The organism is Mesorhizobium sp. L103C119B0, assembly GCF_000502235.1.
Classification (GTDB): Bacteria; Pseudomonadota; Alphaproteobacteria; order Rhizobiales; family Rhizobiaceae; genus Mesorhizobium.
Genome location: NZ_AYXE01000026.1, coordinates 1 through 26,158 on the forward strand (window position 1 = coordinate 1; position 26,158 = coordinate 26,158).

Annotated in this window: 15 protein-coding genes and 16 pseudogenes; 14 read left to right on the top strand and 17 right to left on the bottom strand. The window is 59.8% G+C overall.

Annotated features, from left to right (window positions below):
- Positions 1-23 precede the first annotated feature (23 nt).
- Positions 24-1,200: pseudogene (locus X728_RS01000000167260) on the bottom strand (IS256 family transposase).
- Positions 1,201-1,549: 349 nt separating this feature from the next.
- Between X728_RS01000000167260 and X728_RS1000000170645 the strand changes: the two are divergent.
- From X728_RS1000000170645 to X728_RS138740, 3 genes and pseudogenes are all read left to right on the top strand, one after another.
- Positions 1,550-1,940, top strand: a pseudogene (locus X728_RS1000000170645) (transposase); the annotation flags it as partial.
- A gap of 343 nt (positions 1,941-2,283) precedes the next feature.
- A pseudogene (locus tag X728_RS0136280) lies at positions 2,284-2,496 on the top strand (transposase); the annotation flags it as partial.
- Between the two features lie 317 nt (positions 2,497-2,813).
- A complete protein-coding gene (locus X728_RS138740) occupies positions 2,814-3,875 on the top strand; it encodes an ATP-grasp domain-containing protein (protein WP_023833010.1) in 1,062 nt (353 codons plus the stop codon).
- A gap of 493 nt (positions 3,876-4,368) precedes the next feature.
- Here the strand turns inward: X728_RS138740 and X728_RS01890 are convergent, their stop codons facing one another.
- Positions 4,369-5,655: an IS1380 family transposase gene (locus tag X728_RS01890; RefSeq protein WP_280792245.1), complete on the bottom strand. Its 1,287-nt coding sequence runs from the start codon at positions 5,653-5,655 to the stop codon at positions 4,369-4,371.
- A gap of 427 nt (positions 5,656-6,082) precedes the next feature.
- On the opposite strand from X728_RS01890, the pseudogene X728_RS1000000171855 reads away from it, so the two are divergent.
- Positions 6,083-6,268: pseudogene (locus tag X728_RS1000000171855) on the top strand (helix-turn-helix domain-containing protein); the annotation flags it as partial.
- Between the two features lie 259 nt (positions 6,269-6,527).
- A complete protein-coding gene (locus tag X728_RS1000000171860) occupies positions 6,528-6,821 on the top strand; it encodes a hypothetical protein (protein ID WP_245266217.1) in 294 nt (97 codons plus the stop codon).
- A 354-nt stretch (positions 6,822-7,175) separates the two neighbouring features.
- Here the strand turns inward: X728_RS1000000171860 and X728_RS1000000169645 are convergent.
- The 5 genes and pseudogenes from X728_RS1000000169645 to X728_RS138730 form a co-directional block, all read right to left on the bottom strand.
- Positions 7,176-7,430: pseudogene (locus X728_RS1000000169645) on the bottom strand (transposase); the annotation flags it as partial.
- 97 nt (positions 7,431-7,527) lie between these two features.
- The gene (gene tnpB / locus X728_RS138735; RefSeq protein WP_023833015.1) at positions 7,528-7,869 is read right to left on the bottom strand and encodes an IS66 family insertion sequence element accessory protein TnpB; all 342 of its coding nucleotides are present in this window, start codon (positions 7,867-7,869) and stop codon (positions 7,528-7,530) included.
- A pseudogene (locus X728_RS01000000167275) lies at positions 7,866-8,255 on the bottom strand (transposase). The gene tnpB and the pseudogene X728_RS01000000167275 overlap by 4 nt, the downstream one beginning before the upstream one ends.
- 160 nt (positions 8,256-8,415) lie before the next feature.
- Positions 8,416-8,855 (bottom strand): annotated as a pseudogene (locus X728_RS1000000169650) (transposase); the annotation flags it as partial.
- A gap of 464 nt (positions 8,856-9,319) precedes the next feature.
- Entirely contained in the window at positions 9,320-10,534 is a 1,215-nt protein-coding gene (locus tag X728_RS138730) for an acetyl-CoA carboxylase biotin carboxylase subunit family protein (protein WP_023833018.1), read from the bottom strand.
- 841 nt (positions 10,535-11,375) lie between these two features.
- Between X728_RS138730 and X728_RS01000000167280 the strand changes: the two genes are divergently transcribed.
- From X728_RS01000000167280 to X728_RS1000000172325, 4 genes and pseudogenes are all read left to right on the top strand, one after another.
- Positions 11,376-11,915: a DDE-type integrase/transposase/recombinase gene (locus X728_RS01000000167280; RefSeq protein WP_023833019.1), complete on the top strand. Its 540-nt coding sequence runs from the start codon at positions 11,376-11,378 to the stop codon at positions 11,913-11,915.
- Between the two features lie 81 nt (positions 11,916-11,996).
- Positions 11,997-12,137, top strand: a pseudogene (locus X728_RS1000000172315) (hypothetical protein); the annotation flags it as partial.
- 268 nt (positions 12,138-12,405) lie between these two features.
- A pseudogene (locus X728_RS1000000172320) lies at positions 12,406-12,776 on the top strand (IS30 family transposase); the annotation flags it as partial.
- A gap of 63 nt (positions 12,777-12,839) precedes the next feature.
- Positions 12,840-13,089: pseudogene (locus X728_RS1000000172325) on the top strand (IS30 family transposase); the annotation flags it as partial.
- Between the two features lie 45 nt (positions 13,090-13,134).
- Here the strand turns inward: X728_RS1000000172325 and X728_RS138720 are convergent.
- A pseudogene (locus tag X728_RS138720) lies at positions 13,135-13,647 on the bottom strand (ATP-binding protein); the annotation flags it as partial.
- A 314-nt stretch (positions 13,648-13,961) separates the two neighbouring features.
- On the opposite strand from X728_RS138720, the gene X728_RS138715 reads away from it, so the two are divergent.
- The 4 genes and pseudogenes from X728_RS138715 to X728_RS138705 form a co-directional block, all read left to right on the top strand.
- Complete coding sequence (locus X728_RS138715; protein ID WP_155924041.1) at positions 13,962-14,129, top strand: hypothetical protein; 168 nt, start codon at positions 13,962-13,964, stop codon at positions 14,127-14,129.
- Positions 14,113-14,700: pseudogene (locus X728_RS1000000169665) on the top strand (recombinase family protein); the annotation flags it as partial. The gene X728_RS138715 and the pseudogene X728_RS1000000169665, both read left to right, overlap by 17 nt.
- Positions 14,699-15,559: pseudogene (locus X728_RS138710) on the top strand (IS21 family transposase); the annotation flags it as partial. The pseudogenes X728_RS1000000169665 and X728_RS138710, both read left to right, overlap by 2 nt.
- Positions 15,556-15,900, top strand: a pseudogene (locus X728_RS138705) (ATP-binding protein); the annotation flags it as partial. The pseudogenes X728_RS138710 and X728_RS138705, both read left to right, overlap by 4 nt.
- A gap of 355 nt (positions 15,901-16,255) precedes the next feature.
- Here the strand turns inward: X728_RS138705 and X728_RS1000000171155 are convergent.
- Positions 16,256-16,819, bottom strand: a complete 564-nt coding sequence (locus tag X728_RS1000000171155; RefSeq protein ID WP_023833029.1) for a hypothetical protein — start codon at positions 16,817-16,819, stop codon at positions 16,256-16,258.
- A 3-nt stretch (positions 16,820-16,822) separates the two neighbouring features.
- On the opposite strand from X728_RS1000000171155, the gene X728_RS1000000171160 reads away from it, so the two are divergent.
- Positions 16,823-16,996: a hypothetical protein gene (locus tag X728_RS1000000171160; protein WP_023833030.1), complete on the top strand. Its 174-nt coding sequence runs from the start codon at positions 16,823-16,825 to the stop codon at positions 16,994-16,996.
- Positions 16,997-17,106: 110 nt separating this feature from the next.
- On the opposite strand, the pseudogene istB reads toward X728_RS1000000171160, so the two are convergent.
- The 8 genes and pseudogenes from istB to X728_RS138670 form a co-directional block, all read right to left on the bottom strand.
- Positions 17,107-17,861 (bottom strand): annotated as a pseudogene (gene istB, locus X728_RS01000000167295) (IS21-like element helper ATPase IstB).
- A 12-nt stretch (positions 17,862-17,873) separates the two neighbouring features.
- Positions 17,874-19,385 carry an IS21 family transposase gene (istA, locus tag X728_RS138700; RefSeq protein ID WP_196815114.1) on the bottom strand — a complete coding sequence of 504 codons (1,512 nt, stop codon included), beginning with the start codon at positions 19,383-19,385 and terminating at the stop codon, positions 17,874-17,876.
- A 177-nt stretch (positions 19,386-19,562) separates the two neighbouring features.
- Positions 19,563-19,785, bottom strand: a pseudogene (locus X728_RS138695) (phage integrase N-terminal SAM-like domain-containing protein); the annotation flags it as partial.
- Between the two features lie 724 nt (positions 19,786-20,509).
- Positions 20,510-21,511 carry an ABC transporter ATP-binding protein gene (locus tag X728_RS138690; RefSeq protein ID WP_023833035.1) on the bottom strand — a complete coding sequence of 334 codons (1,002 nt, stop codon included), beginning with the start codon at positions 21,509-21,511 and terminating at the stop codon, positions 20,510-20,512.
- Positions 21,504-22,511, bottom strand: coding sequence for an ABC transporter ATP-binding protein (locus X728_RS138685; protein ID WP_023833036.1), 1,008 nt, complete (start codon positions 22,509-22,511; stop codon positions 21,504-21,506). The genes X728_RS138690 and X728_RS138685 overlap by 8 nt, the downstream gene beginning before the upstream one ends.
- Positions 22,508-23,440 (bottom strand): ABC transporter permease, encoded by a 933-nt coding sequence (locus X728_RS138680; protein WP_023833037.1) that lies wholly within the window; start codon positions 23,438-23,440, stop codon positions 22,508-22,510. Before X728_RS138680 ends, X728_RS138685 begins: the two co-directional genes overlap by 4 nt.
- On the bottom strand, positions 23,440-24,438 hold the full coding sequence (locus X728_RS138675) for an ABC transporter permease (RefSeq protein ID WP_023833038.1): 999 nt from the start codon (positions 24,436-24,438) through the stop codon (positions 23,440-23,442). Before X728_RS138675 ends, X728_RS138680 begins: the two co-directional genes overlap by 1 nt.
- Positions 24,438-26,117 carry a peptide ABC transporter substrate-binding protein gene (locus X728_RS138670; protein ID WP_031196066.1) on the bottom strand — a complete coding sequence of 560 codons (1,680 nt, stop codon included), beginning with the start codon at positions 26,115-26,117 and terminating at the stop codon, positions 24,438-24,440. The genes X728_RS138675 and X728_RS138670 overlap by 1 nt, the downstream gene beginning before the upstream one ends.
- Positions 26,118-26,158: the final 41 nt, after the last annotated feature.

A 26,158-nucleotide genomic window follows, 5' to 3' on the forward strand; every position in this document is an offset into this window, starting at 1 on the left:
CGCATTCTCGCGAAATGAGTGAATCACGGAGCTACCCCAACCGCGAGCCCCTTTTTCAACAGCCTGCTAGGCGGTCGCTTCCACTCCTCGGCCGCGTGGTTCAGGACCAAATATAGCAGTTTCATGGCGGCATCGTCATTGGGAAAGTGCCCGCGCGTTCGAACTGCGCGGCGCAGTTTTGAGTTCAGCGCTTCAATTTGGTTCGTGGTGTAGATGATCCGGCGCACGCTTTCGGGGAAAGCGAAGAAGGGCACGACGTGATCCCAATTGCGCCGCCAGCTCTGCGTGATCGCCGGATATTTCTGGCCCCAGTAGCCGGCTTCGAATTCCTCCAGAGCCTTCATGCCGGCTTCAGCGTCCTTGGCACGATAGATCGCACGCAGCGCCGGCACGACGGGTTTGCGGTCCTTCCACGAGACGAACTCCAGGGAATGGCGGATCAGGTGCACGATGCAGGTTTGCACCACGGTCTGGGGAAAGACGGCGCTGATCGCCTCGGGAAAGCCCTTCAGGCCGTCGACGACGGCAATGAGGATGTCGCCGACGCCGCGGTTCTTCAATTCGTTCATCACGCGCAGCTAGAACTTGGCGCCTTCGGTCTGCTCGATCCAGATGCCCGGAATCTCCTTCTTGCCGTCGGGTAGAATGCCGAGCGCGATGTAGACGGCTTTGTTGCGCACAAAGCCCTCGTCCCGGATCTTGACCCGGATCGCGTCGAAGAAGACGAGGGGATAGACCGCGTCGAGCGGCCTGTTCTGCCATTCCGCCACCTCCTCCAGGACCGCGTCGGTGACGGCCGAGATCCGGCGACACGTCGATGCCGTAGAGCTCCTCCAGATGCCCGCGGATCTCGCGCACGCTCATCCCGCGCGCATACATGGAGATGATCTTGTCGTCGAAATCGGGAAAGCGCCGCTGGTATTTGGCGATCAGCTTCGGATCGAAGCTCCCGGCCCGGTCGCGCGGGATCGAAAGCGTCATCTTCGACGTGCCCGTCAGAACCGATTTCTTCGAATGGCCGTTGCGGCGATTGGCAGCGCCACCGGCGCGTTCGTCCTCGAGATGCTCGTCGAGTTCGGCGTCCAGAATGCGCTCCGAAAGCGCCTTCTTCAGGTCGTCGAGCAGCCCGTCCTTGGCGAACACCTCGTTGGGATCGCGGCCGGCAAGCAGTTGGTCCAGAAGTTCCTTGTCTATAGCCATGTGATGATTCTCTCCTTTCCATCATCATGGCCTCAGGCGCAGAATTCCTGACAGTCCCATTACATTGAGGCACCCACGTCCCGAACGCTAACATGCGGCGACCGAGTGTTAACCGCGAAGAGAACCACAGAGCCGGCAGGAACATGGATACGCCGAAAAGGAGCTTGCAATCAGCTCCGCGATCAGAGAACCCATGTGGATGCCAGCCTTCTCCGAAGGCATCGCAATGTGCCAAGTTTGTCGCCACGCAAGCTGCCGCGATCTGCTGGACCACATCTACCGCCTGACCGGCCGGATCGACGCACTGAAGAAGACGATCGATGCTCTGTCGAGGGAAGCTGAAGCTCGGCGCTTGCAGACCATGCCGGGCGTCGGCCCCATCGCCGCTCTTGCCATCGAAACCTTTGCGCCACCCATGGAAACCTTCAAGTGCGGTCGGGATTTCGCCGCCTGGCTCGGGCTGGTGCCGCTGCAGAAGTCGACCGGCGGCGAGCAAGGACTAGGAAAAACCTCGAAGATGGGCCAATGCGATATTCGACGCATGCTCATCATTGGAGCCATGGTGTGGTCCGATGGGCATCGCGGAAGGGCGCGCCCGAGGGCTCCTGGCTCGCGCGCATGATTCCGAAGAAGCCGCGCATGCTCGTGGCCATTGCGCTGGCCAACAAGATGGCGCGTGGCATCTGGGCCATGCTGACAAAGGAAGGGATTACCGGAATCCGGCAACGGTGCCTGCATGAGCATTCAGCAGCACACCTGAACCGGGTCCGTCGGGGATGTGAGGAAGGCCTTAACCGCATGGGCAAATGATCGATCAGATCGGGATCAGGAAAACCAGAATGACGCACCGAGCCTCGCGCTCGCTTTCTAGATTTGGACCTGATCCGCGTATCACCATACCGGCCCGCGGCACGTCATGGCCGCAACTCAAGGCCTGACACAAGACCGCACTCGATCACGTTCAAAGGTTCAAAATCTTCCTTGCAAAACGGCTGGCATCCACACAAGCCTCATATATCTGGCCCGCTGCACTGCCCATTCATCGTTGTTCGAGATGGCACCGTTATAATCATACCGGTTATCAATCCGATCGAGCGGCTCAACGGCGAGATCAAGCGGCGCACGAGGTCGTTGGTATCTTCCCCCAATGACGGCGCCATCGTCCGCCTTGTCGGCGCCTTGCTCCTTGAACAGAACGATGAATGGGCCGTGCAGCGGGCCCGCTATATGACCCTTGAGACCATCAGCCAGACGAGTGATGATCCGCTTATCAGCCTGCCGGCAGTGGCACGCTGATCATTCCGGCCCTGCCGGACAGCACGGCGACCAATGCCGTCAGTTACACCACCTCAGTGGGCACCTTATTCTCGCATACAACCGTGTCGGATTGAAGATGTGTTTGTTCGAAACCCGACACACTGACGCGCACGTATCCCGACGGCGCCGCACGAAAATACATGGTTTTCTCCTTTTGCTCGCACAAGCTCTTCGTTGGCATATGGATTGCATGGGTCACGGTTGAGGGCCGCGGGATCTAGACCATCCGTTCCATCAATCAGACAACTAAATCTGAGCCAATGAACTGACAGCGGGTAAAATCCAAGGAGTAGCTCATGCGGGTAGCCATCGTTTGGAACCATGATCATACGGGCGTGATCAACCGGTTCGGTCAGCCTTGCCCCGACGAATACGGCCCCGGGACATTTGAAACCTTGGCCGCGGCACTGCAAGAGGGCGGTCACGAAACGCTGCTGTGTGAAGGCGATAAAGGACTGCTCACTAAGCTCGAGCGGTTCATGCCACCCGATCCGCAAGCCCGCCCTTCGGGAATCGTCTTCAACAGGGCGTACGGAATTCAGGGCGAGTACCGTTACACCCACGTTCCCGCCATGCTTGAGATGGCCGGCGTTCCATATACCGGACCGAGCCCGCTCGGGCATGGGCTGGCGGACGATAAGGTCATCACCAAGAGGCTCATCCGCGATCGCGGCGTGCCGACGCCGAACTTTCGCGTCATGCGTCGCGGCACCGAGAGTACCGGCGACCTGCGATTTCCAGTGGTAGTGAAGCCACGTCACGAAGACAACAGCTTCGGATTGCAGCTTGTACATGAGCCCGCTCAGCTGAGGCAGGCAGTGGAAGTGATCGTCACGCAGTATGCGCAGGATGCGCTCGTGGAAGAATACATCGACGGGCGAGAAATCGCCGTCGCGTTGCTGGGAAACGGAGAACTCGAGGTGTTGCCTATGGTGGAGTACGACTTCGGCGACCGCGAAACGCGTCTCATGACTTGGGAGACGAAGTTCGTGGCGGCCGCGCCGCCGCCGAAGATTTGCCCGGCGCAAATCGGGAGCAGCCTTGCGACTGTGCTGCGGGATATTGCGGTTGCGACCTTCCGTGCCTGCCAGTGCCGGGACTATGCCCGCGTCGACCTCCGGATCGACCGCTCCGGCCAGCCTTTCGTGCTCGAGATCAACTCCATGCCGGGGCTCAGTATGGACTCCCCTTATGTCCTAGCCGCGATGACTGCCGGACACAGCTTCTCGAGCCTGGCCAATCGCATTCTCGATGTCGCCCACACGCGGTATTTCGGAATCGGCATCTCTAGAACGGCTGGCGAGGAGATACGGCTTCCGCCCACAGCACCTGGCACGTCCGAACCGCGAAGGAGATGAGATAGCCCATGGCTGTGATTGCTCGAGATAAGGCCGGGTCGACTAACCGCCGATTGAAGGAGCTCGTCGTCAAATCGGTTCCGCCCCGGAGAGCAGCTATGCACTAACGAGCATCGCCGATCGACCGCAGTAGTGCGACGCCAGTGCGAGAAGCGTTGGCGCGTCTTCATGGCGAAGATCTCGTTGACTGAGTATCAAATCGGGGTTTCTCTTGGAAAACACCCAATGCAAGAGATATGGGCGATCCTTATTGATTTCGCATTCCAGATTTCAGTTCTTGCACTTGGGCAAAGAGTTGGCAATTTATAATAATGAGATGATACGCGAGAAAATGCAATGGCTAGCACGTCCTTCATGAGCCTTGTGGTTCGAGCGCCGCTGAGCGTTCGGTCATGCAGGTGTGGGGCGTCTTTTCACCGCAGCTGAGACGGGATTTTGGAACGCGCTGGAGGGTCAAGGTATCGGATTCGGCGGGGCTTTGATGTCCCGGCGCTCATGGTCCTGCGGGCTGCAGCGTGAGAGCGATTTGTCGGAACAGGCTGGCCTCGGGACAGGCAGCGGCGAAGGCCAGGCGGATGCGCGAGACGGTTTCGATGACGCGGGCGCCGAGCTTGAGGAGCCTGAGCCGCAGCGTGGCGAACTCGGCGTTGCTGAGATGATGGGTTTTGGGCACCGCCTCGCGCAGGGTGAGCATCAGCCAGTATGCGGCGGTGTGCAGGACGAGGCGCACCTGGTTGGCAATAGGTGAGCGGCAGCTGGTGCGGTCGGAGGCAAGCTGGCTCTTGTGCATCTTGATCAGGTTTTCGGCCTGGCCGCGGGCGCAGTAGATCACGTTGCAGACATGCGCGGCGGAGCCTTTGTCGAGATTGGTGACGACGAAGCGGTGTCGAGGCCGCGGGTGGTTGCCTCGATGCGGGCGCAGAGGCGACGTTCCGTCTTCCGGGATTTTGCCTTGTATCGGGTCTCGGCATAGCCGCGCAGCACCGGCTTCTGCTCCAGCGTGCGGGGGTGCGGATGTCGTCGGCGGCTTCATCAACGAGACGCTGGAGAACCTTGTGCCGGGCAGGCCGAAGACGTAGTCGATCGCGTTGTTCTCGCACCAGGCCATGACTTCCGCCCGGCCATAGTGGCCGTCGCCGCGGATCAGAATGCGGGTGGCAGGCCAGCGGGCGCGGATGCGCCGGACAAGGCGGCGCAGATGGCTGCGGATCTCCTTGCCCGTCGGGGTCTTGCCAGGACGCAGGATCATGGAGACCGGGCGTCCTGTCGCGGCGTCGTAGATGTGGATCGGCAGGAAGCAGCGTTCGTCGTAATGGGCATTGAAGAGCGAGAGCTGCTGATGGCCGTGAACGACATCAACCGTGTCGTCGATGTCGAGCGTCACGCTTTTGGGCGGCGCGGCATAGCTCAACAGCCAGAGATCGACCAGCACCCAGCCGAGCCGGACGACGGGGCGCAGGTCCGGCAGGTTCTCCACCCGCGAGCATGTCGGCTGCGAGCACAGATCCAGCCCGCTGTCGGGCAGCCGCCCGCAGGCGAGCTTGAAGGCCGGGTCGGTGCGCAGCCGATCGAGATCGTTGGCATCCTCGTAGCCGCACGCGATCGCAAAGATGCGGGCGCGCAGAATGTCGGCCATGGCGTGCGTCACCCGCTCTGGATCGCGCGGGTCGTGGATCGCGGCGGCAAGTCTGTCGGCCAGTTGCAGGCGTCGCTCGGCTGCGGCCAGCAGCATGACGCCACCATCCGAGGTGATGCGTCCGCCGTCAAACGCAGCTGTGATCTTCTAGCGTCCAACGGCTGGAAATGAGAGCGGCAGCAACGTATTGTTGGTCATGGCGGATGTGGCTTATATGAGGAGGGTCAATGCGGACGGTCGTCAAAAGCGGCATTTTTTTGCTCCGCTGTTGCAGCGTCCAGGGTGAGCCCAATGCATGATGCGGCCCGTTGCCGAGCCAGATCCAACTTATATACGGTCGCTGTTCGGAACAGCTGCACCAACATCCCGCCTGTGGCGGACAAGGCTCAGAAGGACGGGACCATTCTCGCGAGGCGGCATTTCAAGCCAAGCCACACCTCGGTTCGTCCACCTGGATCGTCAGGACTGGTTAGGCCCTGAGGATGGGAATAGGCCTAACGTTCAGCAGCCGCCAGTCAGGCGGCCTTCATCTGTAAAAGTTTAAACTTTATCTGACAGACGGTGTCCTAGGCTGAAGCTTGAGCCGAGGCCGGGCGCGGAGTGGTCAGGGTTCGCAGCGCNCGGCAATGTCAGCCAGGCCTGCAAGATGATGGGCTATTCGCGCGACAGCTTCTACCGCTTCAAGGAGCTTTACGAGACCGGCGGCGAACTGGCGCTGCAGGAACTGACGCGCAGGAAGCCGCTGTTGGCCAACCGCACGCCACCTGCGTATTTCAGGCGATCGTGAGCACGGATTTCACCGCATCGTGAGCACGGATTTCACGGGATCATGAGCAGCGATTTCAGACGATCGTGAGCAGCGATTTCAGCGGATCGTGAGCACCTTTTCGGAGGTGCGGGACGGCTTCGGCCGCCAACTCAGCCAGTCTACAGGATGTTACCGATAGTGTCCCTGTTCCGAAAGGGATGGACAGGTCGTGCCATTCCGGTTCGGGGGACGGATGGCGGGGCTCAGCATGGCGACACGGTCGGAACTGACAGCGGCGATCGTAGAGCGTTATCGAGCGGCGTGTCGAGATGACAAGCGGCGCATTCTGGATGAGTTCGTGGCGGTGACCGGCTATCATCGCAAGCACGCGATCCGTGTTATGAACCGTCGTGAGCAGAGGCCGTCTGCGGGCAAGAGCCACAGCCGCTGTTACGGCAGCGATGTCCGCGAGGCGCTCATCGTATTGTGGGAGGCTTCGGAGCGGCTGTGTTCCAAACGTCTTAAGCCGTTGATCCCTGTCTTATTGCCTGCGCTTGAGTGACATGGCCGGTTAGCACTCGATGAGGCGCTCCGCGGCAAACTGCTAACAGTAAGCCCGGCGACGATCGGCTTTTGACCGAGGTCCGCATCGTCGCTCGCGGCGGCCAGCGCCGCCGGGCAGGAATGAGTTCGGCAGTTCGCCGCTCGGTGCCAGTTCGCACCTTCGGCGATTGGAATGATTCCCCGCCCGGCTTTGTTGAGCTCGATTTTGTGGCGCATTCGGGCACGTCTTCGTCGGGGAGCTTCGTGCAGACGATGGTGCTGACCGACATTGCCACCGGCTGGACCGAATGCATTCCGGTCCGCACGCGCGACAGCGGCAATGTGATCATGGCGATCAAGCAGGCCCGCTCGCGGTTTCCTGCGCCGCCGCTTTCTCGGCGGCCAGCTCATCCTCGGTGGCTGAGGCCTCCAGATCCTCCAGCTGCAGCTCCATCTGCGCCAAGAGCCGCTCCTTGCGCTCCGAGCGGCTGCCGTAGAGTTCGCGCCGCAGCTTTTCGATCTCCAGCTTGAGGTATGCGATCAACGCTTCTGTCGAGGAGCTCACCGCTTGAGCACGCGCCGCAACGGCCTCCGCCTGCATGGGCGCGGCCCGCTCGGCGAGGATCATCGCATGGGCGCTGGCAAGGTCGGACGGAAGCGAATCAGGGGCGGATTTCACAGGCGCGAGCGAATCACATCCTCCCCCGATCGCAAAGACAAAACCGTTATCCCATCGACGTCGGGCGCCAGGTTTCCTGCGGGTTTCGCCAGTCGATCCCGGAGAGCAGATAAGCGAGTTGGGCAGTCGAGATCGTCACCGCGCCGTCGGCCGGTGATGGACACAAAAAGCGGCCCCGCTCCAGCCGTTTCGTGGACAAACATGCCCCCTGGCCGTCATGCCAGATGACTTTCAAAAGATCACCTCTGCGCCCGCGGAAGCAGAATAAATGGCCACCCAGCGGGTCACCCTTGAGCACCTCCTGGACCTGCAGTGCCAGGGATGGGAATCCTTTTCGCATGTCCGTGTGGTCGGTCGCCAACCACACCCGAACGCCGCTTGGCATCATCGCAGCGTCTCAAGCCCTTGCACGATCCGCAGCAATGCCGCCACATCAACATCACCCTCGACAATCACCCGCCGCCCGTTCGCGCTCACGATCTCAATGCGCCCACCGCCCGAACCGCGATGCCCAGCTTCCTCCGGCACAATCCTCGCGGGAACAAAGTCGCCGAGCCCATCTGCTCCGAGCCGGCCCTCCCGATACGCCTTGCGCCAGGCAAATATTTGCTGGTTGGAAATCCCATGCCGCCGCGCCGTCGCCGATCCCAGCCGCGGAGCCGAAAAGCTCTCCTCCACGATCCGAAGCTTCGCTTCTTCCGACTATCGGCGGCGACGGCCCGTGTCAACAACATCGAGGCGAGTGACATGATGACTGCTAGTAAGGATATCCATACCGATAGTCAGCTACGCCGCGGCTAATTTCGCAAGGCGGCCTTCCTCGGATGCGTACGGAATACCGCATTTCCGTGTATACGCCTGGGGCTGTTCTATCTTAGCACGGGCATCGACGTAGTCGGTCACTCAGTTCCATCGAAGATTCCCTGACCGGGGTGAGCGCGATGATGTCCGCGGTCAAAGCCGCTTTATCGTCGGGTGCCGTCGGAACCTTGCGCTGCGTGGATCTATACTGACAGAGAACCCGGCACGCCCGTCGTTCGGGAACGCCAAGTTCAGCAACAACATGAGCCACGCAGGCACGGCGACGTGCGGGGCATAGAAGTTTCCTCGCGCAGCTTCGGCCAAGATCATCTTGTCCAGCGTCAGGTCAGAGACGGCGCGCCGAAGCCGCGCGTTCTCCATCTCAAGTTCTTTCAGCCGCTTGACCTGGTCGCCCTTCAGACCACTGTATTCCGACCGCCAACGATAGTATGTAACTTCCGTCACACCTATCGATCGGATCGCCTCCGCCACCGATTTGCCTTGCGAACTCAGAACGTCAACCTGCCGCAGCTTCGTAACGATCTCTTCCGCACTGTGTCTCTTTCTGGCCATTTCTTCAGTCCTCCATCGGCTCGAAAGCCATACCTCAGGGAGGACCACTTTTCAGGGGGCAGGCCACCGAGGATGCGATTACCGTCTATGGCAATCGCCCATCCTTGATGCAGGGCGATCCGCGTCCGCCGGTGAAAATCTCCCCACTAACGATCAAGTGGTCGACCTGCTGCTTGACTGCCATTGCCCGAAATCCTTTTCGGCTTATACGTCACACTCCGATCCGTCGTAGGGCCCGAACCGCTTGTAGCCACACTTCCATCCGGAGACGGATCAGCTAAACACCAACCTAAAGCAACGGCATGGCGGACGATTTGAACAGGTCGCCCCCCGTTATTCACGTCCGTACTTTATGAAATTGATCGGGGTATAAGATCATCATCGACCTGCGTCTCTCTCCTGCTCTCGATTGCATCAATGTTCGTGAGGAGCTGCTGACTGCTCCTGTTCGCCAAAGGACGGAATCATGTGATCGACCAACCGATCAAGTCGACGGCACGCTGAAGGATCGCCTCGGTCTCAGCAAGGCTGGGTGAAGTGGCGATGACATGTCCAATCGTGTCTAGGTAATCGCCTTTCATAACGATCGGCGTCTTGGGTTCAACATACAATTTGACCTCGGCGACACCTGGTACAGCAGCTGCTCGACTGTCGCCCTCGATCCAATCGAGGGTGCCATCGCGATCAGGAACTAGGTTCCGCGATGCCGCAGTGTGCGAATGCCTTCTGCGCAAGTCGCATTTATCGCCGATGACAAGCTTGACGTGATCGGTGATGAGATCGACACCGTAAGCCAACTGAACCAGCCGAGGATTGGTCCCACCCGCAAGGCGCGGATTGACTTCAATGACGACTGGCCCAAGCTCCGTCCACCGGAGTTCAACAGTGGTTGGCCCCCAGTAAAGGCCGAGAGCTTGCAAACAACTCAGCGAAACATCTGCGATACGTTTATACTCATCATCAGTGAGCGGGGCCGGATGGGCGCACCCACGAAAGACGAAATGGGGTGGGCGGACGAAGTCAGCGGTACAAATCCCAATAACCTCATTTCCCATTATGTCAGTGCTATAGTACGGGCCTTGTGCATAACCTTCGACCAGTATTTTCGGCGAAGACCGCCACAGGTGCTTCCCGCCCAACAGATAGGTCGTATGTTCGGCTAACTCGTCGACATTGCGGCACAGTCGGACACCGATGCTACCGCTGCCTACTGCTGGCTTAACAATCACCGGCAGGCCGATCTCCGCGGCAGAGCTTTCAACCTCGGCCGAATTCGCTGCCACGCGGTAAGCAGGTATTGGAACACCGGCCTTCGCAAGGAACTGACGTTGAATGAACTTGTCGTAGCACCGTTCAATCGATGCTGGGTTCGGTCCCGGTAGATCGAAATACCGGCAGAGCTTGCCAACTGTCGCATACACTGACTCGTCGTCGACCACAAAGCCAGTAATGCCAGCAATGTCATAGATCGCGCGCAGCCGGGAACATTCGTGGATCAGCGCATCAAGATCGTCTGTATCGATGCGGATTGCTTCAATGCTTTCCGCCCCGTGATAGTCGTAACAAGTTGGATCAGCCGACAGGGAGATCGGATGAAGACCAAGACGGCGAGCCGCTTGGACGTAGAGCAGACCAACACGCCTATGGCCTTCAACCAGAATGAGCGCTCTTCTTGCCATTTGCGTTAACCTCCATTGCGTGCTGTGCGGCGGACTGGGTGTAAACAGGTGGCAGCTTTCTATTCGTGCCTGACCTCAGACCTTGCTGTGAAGGTACCATTGTCAGCGATCTGCGGTTGCAAAGATCCTGTAAAAATTTAGTTAAGGACCTGTTGTTGCAACATTTTGGTTGCTGGCGGTTGAAGTGCACCCTAGATTGAGACAAATAAATAGGGGACAGTTTCTGAATCAAAGGAACTGGGAATGGCCGGAAGAGAGATCACATTTGCCGAAGAAGAGAAGCTCGCCATCCTTTTGCAGAATGCAAAGCGGGGAAAACGTCAGCCGACTGGCTGATGAACTGGGAGTGCGTCGCCAGCTCTTATACGCTTGGCGTGAGCGGCTTCGAACCTGCGGCAATCTTGCCCCGGCCCGGCTGGGCCGTCCAAAGAAACAACCGACCCATGCGCCGCCGGATCAGCCAACCTCCTTGGCGGCAGGTTCTGCCTGTCGGCAGAACAGCGGCGCGCGCCGATGCGTTAGCAGAAGGCGCGCCGGCGCATTGGCGAACTGAACGAAAGATCGGCCAGCAACAGGTCGAACTTGATTTTTTTCAACAAGCCTTGCGGCGTGTCAGGGGCGGTCAACAGCAGAAAGACGCGCTTGGCAGTGCGGTATCTTCGAGGTTATCCAGAAAAATGATGCCACCGCGCCGCAAGGCTCGCTGGGAATTGAACAGATGTGCCGTTTGGCCGGCGTCAGCCGGCTGGATACTACGGGCACTGGCGGCAGTCGGCGCCGCGCCAGGAAGAAACAGGCTTAGGGGATGCCATTCAACGGCTGTCCTTAGCCAATCGGCACTATGGCTATCGTCGCATTGGTGCCCTTCTTTGGTCGCGAGGGTTGGCAGATAAGCCACAAACGCGTGTTGCGGGTCACGGGAGAAGACAACCTTCTGTGTTTACGCAGTCGGCCGTTTATACCGCGGACCACGGATTCCAAGCATAGCTGGCGCGTGGTCCCAAACCTTGCCCGCGGCATGGAACTGACGGGGTTAAAACAGCTCTGGGTCGCCGACATCACCTATTTGCATCTTGCCGAGCAGTTCGCCTATCTGCAGGTTGTTCTCGATGCATTCAGTCGCAAGGTCATCGGCTGGGCTCTGGAACTACACTTGCGCGCCAGCCTTGCTGTCGATGCCCTGAAAATGGCGATAGCAGCTCGTAGGTCGACTCCCGGTTTGATCCATCACTCAGATCGCGGCATTCAAGGCAGATTCAAACGTTCGTCGCAACACTCTGAAGTTGGAGGTTGCGATGAGCATTCGAAAGCGGAGATCGGCACAGTCGGGACGAGCGCCTTTACCTTCACCAGGACGGCCGCCTGTGGCGGGGAGCGATGAACAGAATAGACTCTGGCGGGCGATTGCTGCTGGGCTGAGCAGCGAAGATGCTGCGCTCGTGTCGCAGCCTGTAGGAACCAGATGGCTCCGAAGGGCAGGCGGAATGCCACAAACGATGTTCAGATCCTCGGCAAAGCCGCTCTCCGGGCGGTACCTGTCATCGTAGAGCGCGAGGCGATCGCACTTCTCAGGGTGCAGGGCCATTCCATGCAGGAGATTGGGCGCCGGCTCGGTCGGTCCGCCTCGACGATCTCCCGTGAACTGCGGCGCAACGCAGCCACGCGCAGCGGCGGGTTGGTGTATCGCGCGACGCCAACCAATCGGCCCGTCGACCCAAACTGACCAAGCTTACACTAAAGATGAGCTTGCACACTTATGTAGAGGAGAGACTTGCTGACGTCGTCCTCGCCCCGAGTTGCATTCCCGTTCATGGTCCTGCCGTGCCGTGGAAGGGCCGCCGGCATGGCCCGCGAAAGGACCGGCGATGGGGCAGCGGGCTTGGAGGCCGGAGCAGATCGCCCGGCGCTTGCCGATCGACTTCCCGGACGACAATATGATGCGCGTAAGTCACGAAGCCATCTATCATGCCCTCTTCGTTCAGGGCCGCGGAGCGCTACGCCGCGAGCTGACGGCATGCTTGCGAACGGGGCGCGTGTTGCGGGTGCCGGGGGCCGCGCGTACGCAGGCGAGGCAAGGGCTTTGTCTCGCCCGGAGATCATGATCAGTCAACGTCCCGCCGAAGCGGCCGATCGCGCGGCGCCAGGGCACTGGGAGGCAGACCTTATCATGGGCCTTGGCAGCTCAGCCATCGGCACGCTGGTCGAGCGCACGACGCGCTTCACGATGCTGCTGCATCTTCCCCGCCTTGCGGGCCACGGCGAAGCTCCGCGCACGAAGAACGGGCCTGCGCTCGCGGGACACGGAGCTGAGGCGGTTCGCGGCGCGATCACGTGCACCATCATCACCTGCCCGAAGAACTGCGCCGTTCGCTGACTTGAGATCAGGGTCCTGAGATGGCTCAGCATGATTGTCTCCAGATTGATGCGGTATCCAGGGCTACTTCTGCGATCCGCAAAGCCGATGGCAGCGCGGCACCAACGAGAACACCAATGGACTGCTGCGTCAGTACTTTCCGAAAGGCACCGATCTGAGCATGCACAGCGCCGAGGTATAGCGCGACGATCAGGATGAGACGCGCGCGACAATCTGGATGAGACTCTCAGAGCGCGGTCACGGGCAATTCTGATTGCCGCTCCGCGACAAGTTTGTGCGTATTTTTAATTGTCGCGTAGGAGGCGAGTCTGCCGCGCTGGCGTTTGGCCTCTACGGCAGATCTGCGCCGGTAGCTTTCGACATTCATCTCGAAGATCGTTGCGTGATGAACAAGCCGATCGACCGCGGCGAGGGTCATGGCGGGATCCGGAAAGACCCTGTTCCATTCTCCAAAGGGCTGATTGGCGGTGATCATGATGGAGCGCCGCTCATATCTTGCGCAGATGAGTTCGAAGAGCACGCTCGTTTCGGCCTGGTCCTTGGTCACGTAAGCCAGGTCGTCGAGGATGAGCAGATCGAACTTGTCGAGCTTTGCGATGGCGGATTCGAGCTGGAGCTCCCGCCGCGCGACCTGAAGCTTCTGGACGAGATCGGTCGTGCGGGTGAACAGCACGCGCCAGCCGTTCTCGATCAGGGCGAGGCCGATGGCCGCGGCGAGATGGCTCTTTCCGCCGCCGGGCAGACAGGGCTCATAATGCCAGTTTTCAGCAAGACAACGGAACACGGATTATTCGCTACGCCTTTCATCCGCGCTCTGGCGAGGAGGCGGTCGTTGTCGGACGGCAGCGCTATTGCGGCGAGCCGGCCTATGTGGGCCGGCAGCCGGATGGCAGCTTGGCGCTGGTGCCGATCTGGATGACCGAAGAATCCGCGGCCGCGATGATGCTCGTCGAGGCGCCACGCTTGCCCTTTCCTGCCTGCGCGATCTGCGTCGCGAGATCGACACCTGTTTAAGCTTGCTCGACGGCGACTCACGCCGTGGAGGAGAGAGCCATGCAGCAAAGGCAGCCTATTTCCGCCCAATCGGATCTGTCTGCGGCGCAGACCGCGCCACCGGAACTTCCGAGCGACATCCGTCAGCGCCTCCTGCCATTGATCGAGGCCCTGCTCAGGGAAGCGGCGAAGAAGGCCAGGGAGGCGGATCATGAAGATCACGCCTGAGCATCTGGCGCGCGATGCCTATGTCTATATTCGCCAGTCCACAGCCGATCAGCTTATCAACAACCCGGAGAGTCGGCATCGCCAATACGGTCTTGCCGACCGGGCGCGGGCACTTGGCTGGGAGACCGTGATCGTCATCGACGATGATCTCGGTCGCTCCGAATCCGGCGTCACGCGCCCCGGCTTTGAGAAGCTGCTCGCAGCGATCTGCGAAGGGCGGGTGGGCGCGGTGCTGGCGATCGAAGCGTCACGCCTGGCGCGCAATGGGCGGGACTGGCACACATTAATCGAGTTTTGCGGCTTGGTCGGTACGCTCATCATCGATGAGGACGGCATCTATGAGCCACGTCATCCCAATGACCGGCTGTTGCTCGGGATGAAGGGCACGATGAGCGAACTTGAGCTTTCGATCCTGCGCGCCCGCTCGCTCGAAGCGCTAAAGAACAAGGCGCGGCGCGGTGAGCTGTTTTTGGCGGTGGCGGTCTGCTACGTGAAGGCGGGCAATGACCGCATCGAGATGGACCCCGATCTGCGTGTGCGCGAAGCGATCACGCTCGTCTTTACGCGCTTTGCCGCATCGCTACGAGGCACTGTGCGGCCATTATCGCATGACGGCGACGCGCAACAACAAGGGCGTCGCGCACGAGAACGGCTCGATCGAAAGCTCCCACGGCCATCTCACGAACGCGGTCCGCGATGCGCTACTGATGCGCGGCACCAGGGACTTCGACGATCTCGGCTCCTACCGCGCCTTCGTCGATGAGATCGTCAGCCGCCGTAATGCCGCACATGGCAAGCGCATTGACGCTGAGCGCCCGCATTTGCAGGAACTTCCCGACCGCCGCACCACCGACTTCGAGGAGGTGGTCGTCACGGTGTCGCGCACCGGCGGCTTCACCTTGCGCAAGGTCTTCTACACTGTGCCTTCCCGCCTGATCGGACATCGGCTTCGCGTCCGGCTGTTCGACGATCGCCTCGAGGTCTTCATCGGCGGGACGCATCTGATGACGTTGCCCCGAGGACGCGGCCATGCCGACGGCCGGCACGACCAAGTCGTCAACTACCGGCACGTCATTCATTCCCTGCGCAAGAAGCCGATGGCGCTTCGGGATCTCGTCTATCGCGACAAGCTCTTTCCCCGGCTGGAATATCATAGAGCCTTCGACGTTCTCATCGAGCAACTGTCCGACAAACAGGCTTGCAAGATTGCCGTCGAACTGTTGGCGCTGGCTCATGATCGTGGCTGCGAGCGTGAACTGGCTGAAGAGCTTGCCAGAACGCTCGACGCCGGCGAACTGCCTGATCTGGCAGCCCTGAGAGCGCTCTACGGCCCGGATCCGGCCCGGTTGCTGACTGTTCATGTGCAACTCGCATCGCTCAATGGCTATGAAGCCCTGATCGGGACGGCCTGCGCGGGAGAGGTCGCATGAGACAAGCCCATAGCATCGATGAAGCACGCCTCGGCATCATGCTCAACGAGCTCCGGCTGCCGACAATCAAGACGCTGTGGCCGCAGTTCGCCGAACAGGCCGACAGAGAGGGATGGCCCGCCGCCCGGTTCCTCTCGGCCATCGCCGAGCATGAGCTGGCCGAGCGGGCGCACCGCCGGATCGAACGCCACCTCGCCGAGGCGCACCTGCCGCCCGGGAAGACCCTCGACAGCTTTGCCTTCGACGCCGTGCCGATGGTCTCCAAGGCCCGGGTGATGGCGATCGCCGCCGGCGACAGCTGGCTCGCAAAGGGCGCCAACATCCTGTTGTTTGGCCCGCCCGATCCCGCGTCATGATGCACACCTCGCTATGTCATTGAAAAAGCATCGGCTGTTGATCTTGCCCTTGCGATAATGGGCGTCGCATGCCGCTGTTGGCATAGTGCTGGATGTCGGCTCCTCACCGCGAATGACCCAAGGCGTGCCCTTGAAGTATTGCTCGGCCGGCAGATGACCGGCGCGGATCATGCGCAGCCGTCATTGCCCGCACCCCCAGCTTCTCGGCCGCTTCCTGCAAAGTGTACTCGCCGCGCGCCGCGCGCTCGCCGTGCCTGTAGACGGCAATGTTGTGTTGGCTACGGAAGGTGCAGACGCGCGACTGCGTCCATCCGTTTTGCCGGCCGGTGGTCTTGCCGAGTCAATTGAGAAGGGCCGCAATCGCCTTGTCCGGCAGCTGGCGCGCTAGCGCCCGGATCAGCGGTTCGATCTCGGGCGCGGCACCCCACCTGTGATGACCGAGCTTGTTCTTCATGACGGAGAGCGTGGTATGATCGCCGCCCTGCCAATGCACCACCATCTCGATCCGGTCATTCTCGACACGAACGACGATCTCGCGAACGACCGTGCGAATATTGCGCTTGCGAGTGACGCTGGTGGCATTTGCTTGATGCCACGCTCGTTCAAGATCGGCGCCCATGTGCAGCAGCTCCTGGCGCTCGGCCTCGCTGAGTGCTTCCGGCTTTTTGGTTTCGAGGGCGTTGAGTTCGGCTTCGCGCTCTCGCACAACCGCAAGCGCAGCATTCCAGCGCCGCTCAAGTTCGCCTGCCACGAGCCGATTGTCGGGATCGACGGCGTCATATTGGCGCTGCGCATGGGCCGCTTCATAGCGTGCCTGTTCAAGCGCGAGCTCGATCTGACGCCGCTTCTCAGCGCTCTGCGCCTTGGATGTCTCGATCGCCTGAACAGCTGCTTCGATGCCCAAGGGTTGAAGCCGTTCCAAGACTTCGGTGCCGACGGCTTCATCGACGCGCAGCGATCCGAAGCTGATGCATGGATCGGTGCCATGGTTGAGGAACGCGCCACGACAGTGATAGCGCCCGATCTTGCCGTTTCGGCCAGAATGCGTATTCCGACGAAGCCGGCCATCGATCCGATTTGAAGCCGGCCAGTCATTCCGATTTCATTCCGGCCGGTGTTCCGATTTGAAGCCGGCCATTTTTCGGACTGATCCTGGGTCTGGTTGATGTTTGGATTGGGTTTCGTTTCCGGTCAAGCTTGCGCTGTTTCAGAGGCTTTTGGCGAGCGCTGTTTTCGCATGCTTTCTCCGGTGAGATCGATGCGATAGGCGTTGTGAACGAGGCGGTCCAGGATGGCATCGGCCAGAGTTGGGTTTGCAATGATCTCGTACCAGCGATCCAGGGCAGCTGACTGGTGACGATTGTCGATCGGCGTTCGTAGCGGTCTTCAATGATCTCAAGCACATCACGCCGCTGGTCATCATTGAGTTTTTCCGGCCCCCAGTCATCGAGAATGAGAAGGTCGGTTTTGGCGAGTTGTTTGAGGATGCGGCCCTAACGTCCGTCGCCTCTGGCGAGGGCAAGTGCTGCAAACAGCCGAGGAACGCGGTGATAGGCGACGGAGAAATCCTCTCGGCAAGCTTTGTGACCAAGCGCACAGGCCAGCCAGCTCTTGCCGACGCCCGCCGGCCCGGTGATGAGAAGACTGTGATGCTTGCGAATCCAGTCGCAGCCGGCGAGCGCCATGAACAGATTGCGGTCAAGACCGCGTGCGGCACGAAAGTCGGCATTCTCGATCTGTGCGTCATGGCGAAGCTTTGCAGCCCTGGCGCGGGCTTCGAAACGCTTCTGGCGGCGCATGGTCGCCTCGCGCTCGAGCAGCATGGCAAGCCATTCGCCGTGCTCGAGGCCGCGCGCTTCGGACTGTGCGTCGAGTTCTAGGAAAGCGGTTGCCATGCCGTAAAGGCCGAGTTCGCGCAGCATGTCGATGGTGGGATTGATCAGCATGGGTGTATCTCCTCAATGAAAGTAATCAGGGCCACGCAGATTGGCGTGATCGACGATGGCGGTTGGTTCGGTGGACTGCCTTGCGGCCTTGTGATTGGCGATGAGCGAGGCGATGCTCTTGCAGTTCAGCCCACCGATCTCGACAGCGCGGGCTGACACGGCTTCGGCGCGATCGCGTGTGACATCGCGAAACAGGCGCAGAACACCCAGGCATGTTCGAAAGCCTTGTTCAGGATGTGGGCGGCTGGCGAGGATTGCGACAACCAAGCCTTCCGTCTCGGGCCCGACGGATGCGGCCCAGCGACGGAACCGATCCGGCGTCCACTCGGCATATCGCCGGTGGGAGCTGGGCATATGATCCGGATCAGTCCCATGACGAGGACCGCCATAACGGCGCTGATGGACGGCAATGCGCTTGCCGCGGTGAAAGATCTCGATGGTGCGTGCCGTTGCTCTCAGATCGACTTGCTGGCGAATGAGGTTGTGCGGTACGGAATAAAAGAAGGTCTTGAACTCGACATGGTAGTCCGTCGAGACGCGGGCCAAACGCCACTCGGCGAATTCGTAGTCTTCGCTCGGAAGGCTTGCGAGCGCAGCACGCTCGACGCTCTCAAACAGTTGCCGGCGACTGACGCCCAGCCGACGCATGACATGATCATTGATGCGATCGAGTGCCTGGCGAATGGCGGCATTGGCCTCGGCCAGCGAGAAGAAGGTCTGGTTGCGCAGACGCCCCAGAATGCAGGATTGGGCAAAACGCACTCCATTTTCCACTTTCGATTTATCCCGAGGCTTTCTTGGCCGTGCCGGAAGAACGCCGACGCCATAGTGGGATGCCATCATGCCGTAGCTGCGGTTGATCTCGGGATCGTAGAAGCTGGCGCGGCTGACGCCCGACTTCAGATTGTCGGGGACGACCAGGCGGGGAACGCCATCAAAGAAACGAAACATCCTGACGTGTGAACCAATCCAATCAGGCAGTGTCTGGGTCCAGGTTGCTTCGGCATAGGTGAAGCTGGACGCTCCCAAGACCGCCACAAAGATCTCCGCCTCACGGATCTCGCCGGTGTCTCGATCAGCGATCGGGATCTTCTTGCCGGAATAGTCGACGAAGACCTTGTCGCCGGCGGCGTGTTCCTGGCGCATCGTCGGCGAAAGCCGCTGTTCGAAGCTGCGAAAGAGCTCGCAGAACCGGCTATAGCCATATCCGTCGGGATGACTTCCTCGATACTCCTCCCACAAGATGAGGAGCGTGACGCCCGGCTTCTTGAGCTCGACGGCAAGATCGGCCCAGTTCGGCTCTGGGCGCCGCCGCGTGCCCTGTTTGACGCCATTGCGAGCGAAGAGTTTGTTCTCAAGCGCGTCATCGGTCAGCTCGCCTGGCAGGGGCCAGCTCAACCCGATTGCCGCTGCGCGCTGCAGATTATCCTGCACCGTACTGCGTGCTATTCCCAGCACGACCGCAATCTCGCGGGAGCTGGTCCCGCTTCCGGCAAGCCGAAGCATTTGTCTCAACTGTCTCATGGTCAGCCTTCTCTTTGCCGGCATCAAAATGTCCTCGTTCATCGCGAGGCAATTGATGCCAAAGTTGCTGACCCAGGAGGTAATCTTCAGTGCCGAAAACCGGCCGGTCTTTGGTTGGAATGGTGGCCGGCTTCATACCGGAATGGTGGCCGGTGTTTGATCGGAAATGGCGGCCGGCTTCACGTCGGAATCCGCAGTGTGGATCGAGCCGGGCGACAGCTTTTCTCGTTGGTCAAATAGACTTGATAGGTCCGAATATCCTCTCGCCCGAGCAAGTCCGGCGACTTGCCGAAGTGACGCGCAAACAGCGAGACCTGCTGAAGGTAGGAGAGCTGGGTGTTGAGCGCGAGGTTGCGCATCTCCATGTCCTCGCGCTCATGCGCTGGCGAAGGTGGGTCATGACAAGCTCCTTTGTCCGGTGGAATGGGCTGCAAGCAGCCACTCCATGCTGACGCAGTCGGAGCTTGTTGTGGACACATGACCAGCGCGACAGATGACGCGATCAAGACCACGCCGTCGGCACCCTCCTTGCCGCTCCGCAATCGCGGAGCGGGTTAGTCCAATCGGGCTTTTGTGTCCCCCCGGTTATGTGCCCTGAGAGTTTTAAACGGCTGGGTTGTCCCTAGCGACGAATAGGCGCGGTCGCATAAGGCCGTCACATACTCGTCAATTGTTCCGGTCAATCTGCGGTCCAAGCCCAGCAATCCATAATCCGATCGACCGTCTGCGGCTTGACGAAAATGTGTTCCAACATGGCAACCTCCGTCCTGGATTAGGGGAGCTGTAGGATGCGCTTGTTGCTTCGCCTGCGCGATGAGATTAGCTGTTCATTCGCCGCGCCGACCGACCCGGTAATGGGTGCCGACGCGAGCCCAACTCCGTCGGGAGCATTACGCAGCATTTCTTTACTTTAGTCTGGTCTTATCGAAGGCGGGCGGCAGCGACCGCTTCGGGCCACCACTTAGCCGATCCATTGGCGATTCCGGGGCGAGGATTCTTCGACTATCTCCGCGATGAGCGAGGGCTGCAGCAAGGCTCTGATGCCGCGGTCAACCGTCTCGTTGCCGGATAATCTCGGTTCCACCGATAGTTCACGCTTCGCGGACTGAGCAAGAGGTTGGCCTTCATGTTGCCAACCAGCAAGTTGCGATGTGCTGCGGTCCCACCACGACAGCGGGTGGTTCTTCTTCGCGGCATCGAGAGATGGCAATCGGGCAGCGAGGATGAAACCGACAGCCCGTCGGTACGTGTGCGGCGCTTGGAACCTCGCCTTGCAAGGCCGGCATCTCGGCGCGACCTGCACTGCCGCCAATCTGTGGTGTGGCGTTACGCAAGGCGACGGTATAGGGATGGCGAGGGTTGAATGTGATCTCGTCGGCGCTACCGATTTCGACCAATTTTCCAAGATATAAGACGGCAATCCGGTCGGCGATCAACCAAGCCAGCGGCAAATCGTGGGTGATGAACAGTAGCGCCATATTGTGCTTGTCGCGCAAGTCGAACAGAACCTGAAGAATCTGTGCGCGTATCGAGACATCGAGCATCGAGACGGGTTCGTCGGCAACGATGAGCTCCGGCTTCACGGCCAGCGCTCCGGCAATCACAACCCGCTGGCGCTGCCCGCCAGACAGCTCATGTGGGAAGCGGGAGAAAAAATTCCCGGGCGGGTTGAGCCCTGCGGCTGCAAGCGCTTCGCTGACGCGTTCCGTGAGTTGGGCATGGTTCTCGACCAGCCGTAGTGACCGCAGCGGCTCTCCCACAATATCGAACACTGTGTGTCGCGGATTGAGCGCCTGATAGGCGTCCTGGAAAATCATTTGAACGCGATGGCGGTAAGGACGCAAGGCCGAGGAGCCTTGAACCGACGTCATGTCGCGGCCTTCGAACAGCAACTTGCCGCCAGTTGGCTGGGCGAGCTTTGTGATGGCGCGGCCCACCGTCGTCTTGCCGCTTCCCGATTCCCCGACCAAGGCGACGATCTCGCCGCGCCCGACGTTGAGGTCGATCCCGTCCACCGCGCGTACGGCGCCGGCAGGGCGGCCCAGGACACGGTCGAACAGCCCCCCCTGAATAGGAAAATGGACCTGTAGGCTCTCGAGACGCAGGATATCGGCGGTGTCAGGCATGAGCTGCGACCTTGGCTTCTTGCGAGGACCGGTAAAGGTGACAGGCCACGCGTCCCCGCCCGAACTGATCGAGGCTGGGGACTTCGGTCGCGCAAATCCCCATGGCCGACGGGCAACGTGGATGGAAAGCGCAGCCTGAGGGTCGATCCACCAAGTTGGGGGGATCACCGGGTATTGGCCGAATGATCCGTTTGCCGCTCGCTGGGTTCGGGATCGATTCGATCAGCAGGCGAGTGTAGGGATGTTTAGGCTGGGCGAAGATCTCGGCGACGGTGCCATCCTCGACGATCCGCCCCGCGTACATGATCATCACGCGATCACAACACTCAGCCACCACAGAAAGGTCGTGGGTGATCAAAATGAGGGCAAGGCTAAGCCTCGATCGCAACTCCCCCAGCAGCTTCAGGATCTGAGCCTGTGTTATGACGTCCAGCGCCGTGGTGGGCTCATCGCCGATGACGATCGAGGGGCGACATGCGAGCGCCATCGCAATCATCACCCTTTGACGCATGCCGCCCGACAACTCGTGCGGATAGGCGGAACCGCGGTCAGTCGGAATGCCAACGAGCTCGAGCAGTTCTCTTGCCCGCGCCGCCGCCTCGCCACGCGACATGCCCAGCTTCAGCATGCACGGCTCGGCGATCTGCTTGATGATGCGGTGAACAGGATTAAGCGCATTCATCGCCCCCTGAAAGACTACGGACGTTTCGCACCAGCGATGTGGCCGCATCGCCGCATCATCGTCGATCGGCAGTCGGTTGCCGCGATAACGCACCTCGCCGCTGCTGACCTGTGCATTTGGTGACAGCAGACCCGCGATCGCCATGGCGGTCGTGGTCTTTCCGCTACCGGATTCGCCGACTAGGCCAACGGCCTCTCCGGGCCGAAGCGCGAAGCTTACGCCGTCGATTGCGCGCGACAAAACGCCCTTGAGCCCATAGTCGACAGAGAGCCCGTCGACTTCCAGAAGCGGAGCCTTCTCCTGGGAGAAGTTTGTCATGGAATAACCCTTCGACGTGGATTGAACGTGTCGTCGAGGGCATTGCCAATCAGGACGAAGCTAAGCGAAACCGTGACTACGCACAGTCCGGGGGCACCAAGGTACCACCAGGCTCCAGCACTGGCAGCGCCGGCGCGCTGGGCGAGCGAAAGCAAAGTGCCCCATGAAGGCTGCAACGGATCGCCAAGCCCGAGGAACGAAAGCGACGTCTCGACATAAATCGCGCCGGCGACGACCAGGGCACCATTGGCTGCGATTTGCGGCACGAGATTGGGCAGGATGTGCCGCATCATGATGCTGAAATTACTGCTACCCACAACGCGCGCACGATCAATGAATGTTCGCTCCTTAAGCGACAGTGTCTGACTGCGTACGATACGTGCAACGAAAGCCCAGCTTGTCATGCCGATAACGACAAGGATCACGAAAAGAGAAGGACGGAAGCCGAGGATTTCTCCGCCGCGCCCCGTAACCTCGAGAACCACGGGTGTGATGACCAGCGCCAGCACGAAGGACGGCATGACAAAAAAGAAGTCAGTCAAGCGCATCAGCCAGACGTCAACCCTGCCACCATAGTAGCCAGCCGTCACACCGATCGTAGTCCCAACGACGAGGCTGATCACAGTCGCCAGCAGCGCGATGGTGAGCGAAATCCGGGCACCATGGACGACCAGATTGAGCACGTCCCGCCCGACTTCGTCCGTGCCGAGCAGATGCTCGCCTGATGGGGGCACGAGGAAATCTCCGGATGCATTGATCGCGGTCTGGAGCGGTCCCACCAGAATATTGGGGACCGCTGCCACAACTACAAAGAATACCAGACATACGAGGCCCACTTGAGCGCCGCCATAGCCAAGAAATTGGCGCAGAAAGGCCTTGATAGCACGCGCCCGAATACGTGAGGGAGATTGAACAATACCGTCGCTCATTACCGGACTCTTGGATCGAGGAGGCCGTAAGCAAGATCGGCTACGAGGTTTGCGAGAACAATCGAGACACCGAGCAACAGGAATACTCCTTGAAGGACTGGATAGTCCCGTGCATTGAGCGCCTCCACCGTGAGGCCGCCGATACCAGGCCAGGCGAAGACAGCTTCAACGGTGATAGCACCGGCAACCACGTAACCGAGGTTGAGAGTAATCAAGGTTACGACCGGCAGCATTGCATTACGGAATGCATGACGCATCAGCATCTGACCATTGGTGAGTCCCTTGGCCCGTGCGGTTACCATGTAATCCTCGGTGACAACGTCGCTCATCGCAGCACGAGCGACCACGACGTATTGGCCGATGAGTCCAAGGGCCACCGCGGTGACCGGGAGCACGAGGTGCCGTAGATAATCGAGCAACCAGTCAATGGAACCTATAATAGCGCCGGGAGAGTATGCACCGTAGCCCGGAAACCAGCCTAGTGACGTACTGAAAATCACCACCAGGAGCATCCCAAGCCAGAAAGACGGCGTAGAATAGAGCGCAAGAGAGGCGCTAGTGGCGATATGGTCGACGGCTCCTCCCCTGCGCCAACCCGCATATAGACCAAGCATAACTCCGCATAGGATGGCGATCAATTGGGCTAGACCGACCAAGGCGATAGTGGCCGGCAAACGCTCCAAAATCAGGTCAGCGACATGCCTGCCCCTGAACTTGAAGCTGTAACCGAAATCGCCACGGAGAGTTGCCGACAAGTAATCGAGAACCTGGTTCGGGAACAGCGGCTGATCGAGGCCCCATTCCTGGCGCAGATCCTCCATCTGTCCAGCGGTAATGCTGACGCGTGCCCCGCCAAGTAGAAGCGATGCAGGATCGCCAGGAATGACCCTGAAGAGGATGAAATTTAGCGTTGCCACCATCAGAAGCGTCGTGATCGCCCTGATCAGGATGCTTCCAATACGCCGGCTCGTCGGGCCTCCGTGTCCATTACCGGCCATCAGCCCACCGTGAGGCGATCGAACGGGAAATAGCTCCACGACGAAGCCGCGTCACCCCAGCCTTGGAAACAGTCCTTCCGATGAGCGTCGAGCACGAAAGGGTAACACAGCATTATGTAAGGTGCTTCTGTGTAGATGAGTCGCGCCGCCTGATTGACCAAATCCTGGCTTTTCTTGAGGTCGACGGTGACATCGCTCTCCGACGCTAGCTCGTCGAATTTCTCGTTTTTCCAGTACGAACGATTGCGTGGGTCGGCGCTTTTGCCCAAAGAAAGCAGATCGGCAGGATAGGGAGACGGCCAATTTCCGGCAACGAGCAGATCCCACCCCCCACCGCCTTTTTCCGGCACTGCCGTGCGGGCGGTGAGCGCTCCGGAGTCGAGCTGGGTCACCGATACGGGGATTCCGATTTGCCCCAACCAGCCCGCGATAAGCTGCACACCCGCGGTCGGTATCTCGAGCATACCCGAAGCGGTGGCGGTAATCAGGTCGAGTTGGAAGCTCTTACCCTCCTTGTCCTCCCGGACGCCGTCGCCATTGGTGTCGCGATAGCCGGCAGCATCGAGCCGGCGACCTGCCTCGGCGAGATCAAAGCGACGTCTGATGTCACTTAAATCAGAATAGTAATTGGCGGCCACCGGCATGACTAACCCGACGCCAACGTCGGCGTGTCCTTGAAAAGCTCGATCAACGATGGTGTTCTGATCGATGGCATATCCAATTGCATCGCGAAACGCCGGGTCCGCCAAAGCCTTGGTGCTGCCGGCCCCTTCCCCCGTTAGAGTGTTGAACGCCAGGAAATTCCGCTGCTCGATGCGCGATTGACCGACCGCAATATCGGGTTCGTTTGAGAGGTTCTGCCACTGCGCTGCCGTGATACTGGAGCCATAGTCAAGACTACCGCTCTTTAGACCCTGGACGATGGGATCCGCCGTATTAAAATAATTCAAGATCGCTCCGGCTATTGCCGGTTGCCCGTTACGGAAGTACTGGTTCGGCGTGAAGCGAACGAACTGACCCTGTTGAAACTCTGCAACGACCATCGGGCCGGTGCCCACCAGCGGAGGATCATTCCGGAAAGTGCCACGAGCATCCGCGTAGCTGATGTCCTTCCAGATGTGCTCGGGGACCATCATCGTCGTGTTGTTGATTGGCCACTGGGTAGGAGACTTGGTCACGATTTGCAAAGTCTCATCGTCGAGAGCTGTGATCGATTGGACCAGATCGAGGCCGGTGGTGTTGTTCCAGCCGACGTTGAGCTCTTCGGGCGTGCCCATCGATTTGCGCAGATAATTGTATGTGAACGCGGCATCTCTGGCAGTTGCAGGTTGGCCGTCCGACCATTTCAAGCCGGGCCAGATCTTGAAAGTCCAAGTTACACTGTCGTCCGCAACCGACCACTCTTTGGCGAAACCTTTCCGATCATCGTAACGCTGCGCATCCACCCCGACGAGGAAATCATAGGTAAACACGGTTGGCCAAAAAGAAGACCATGTAGCAAATGGATTCATGGTATCTGGCGACGAAATACTTGCAAAGCGCACGATTTTATTCCCACACGACGAGGCCAGCGCCGTAGAAGTTATCATCCAAGGCGCTACGGATCCGGCAAGCATTGCCTTTACGACCGCACGGCGGTTATAAGACCAATGATTTGTTATGGACTTCTTTGACATCATCCTAGCTCCCCAGTTTTGTTATGTAGGGCATCTGTGCCATC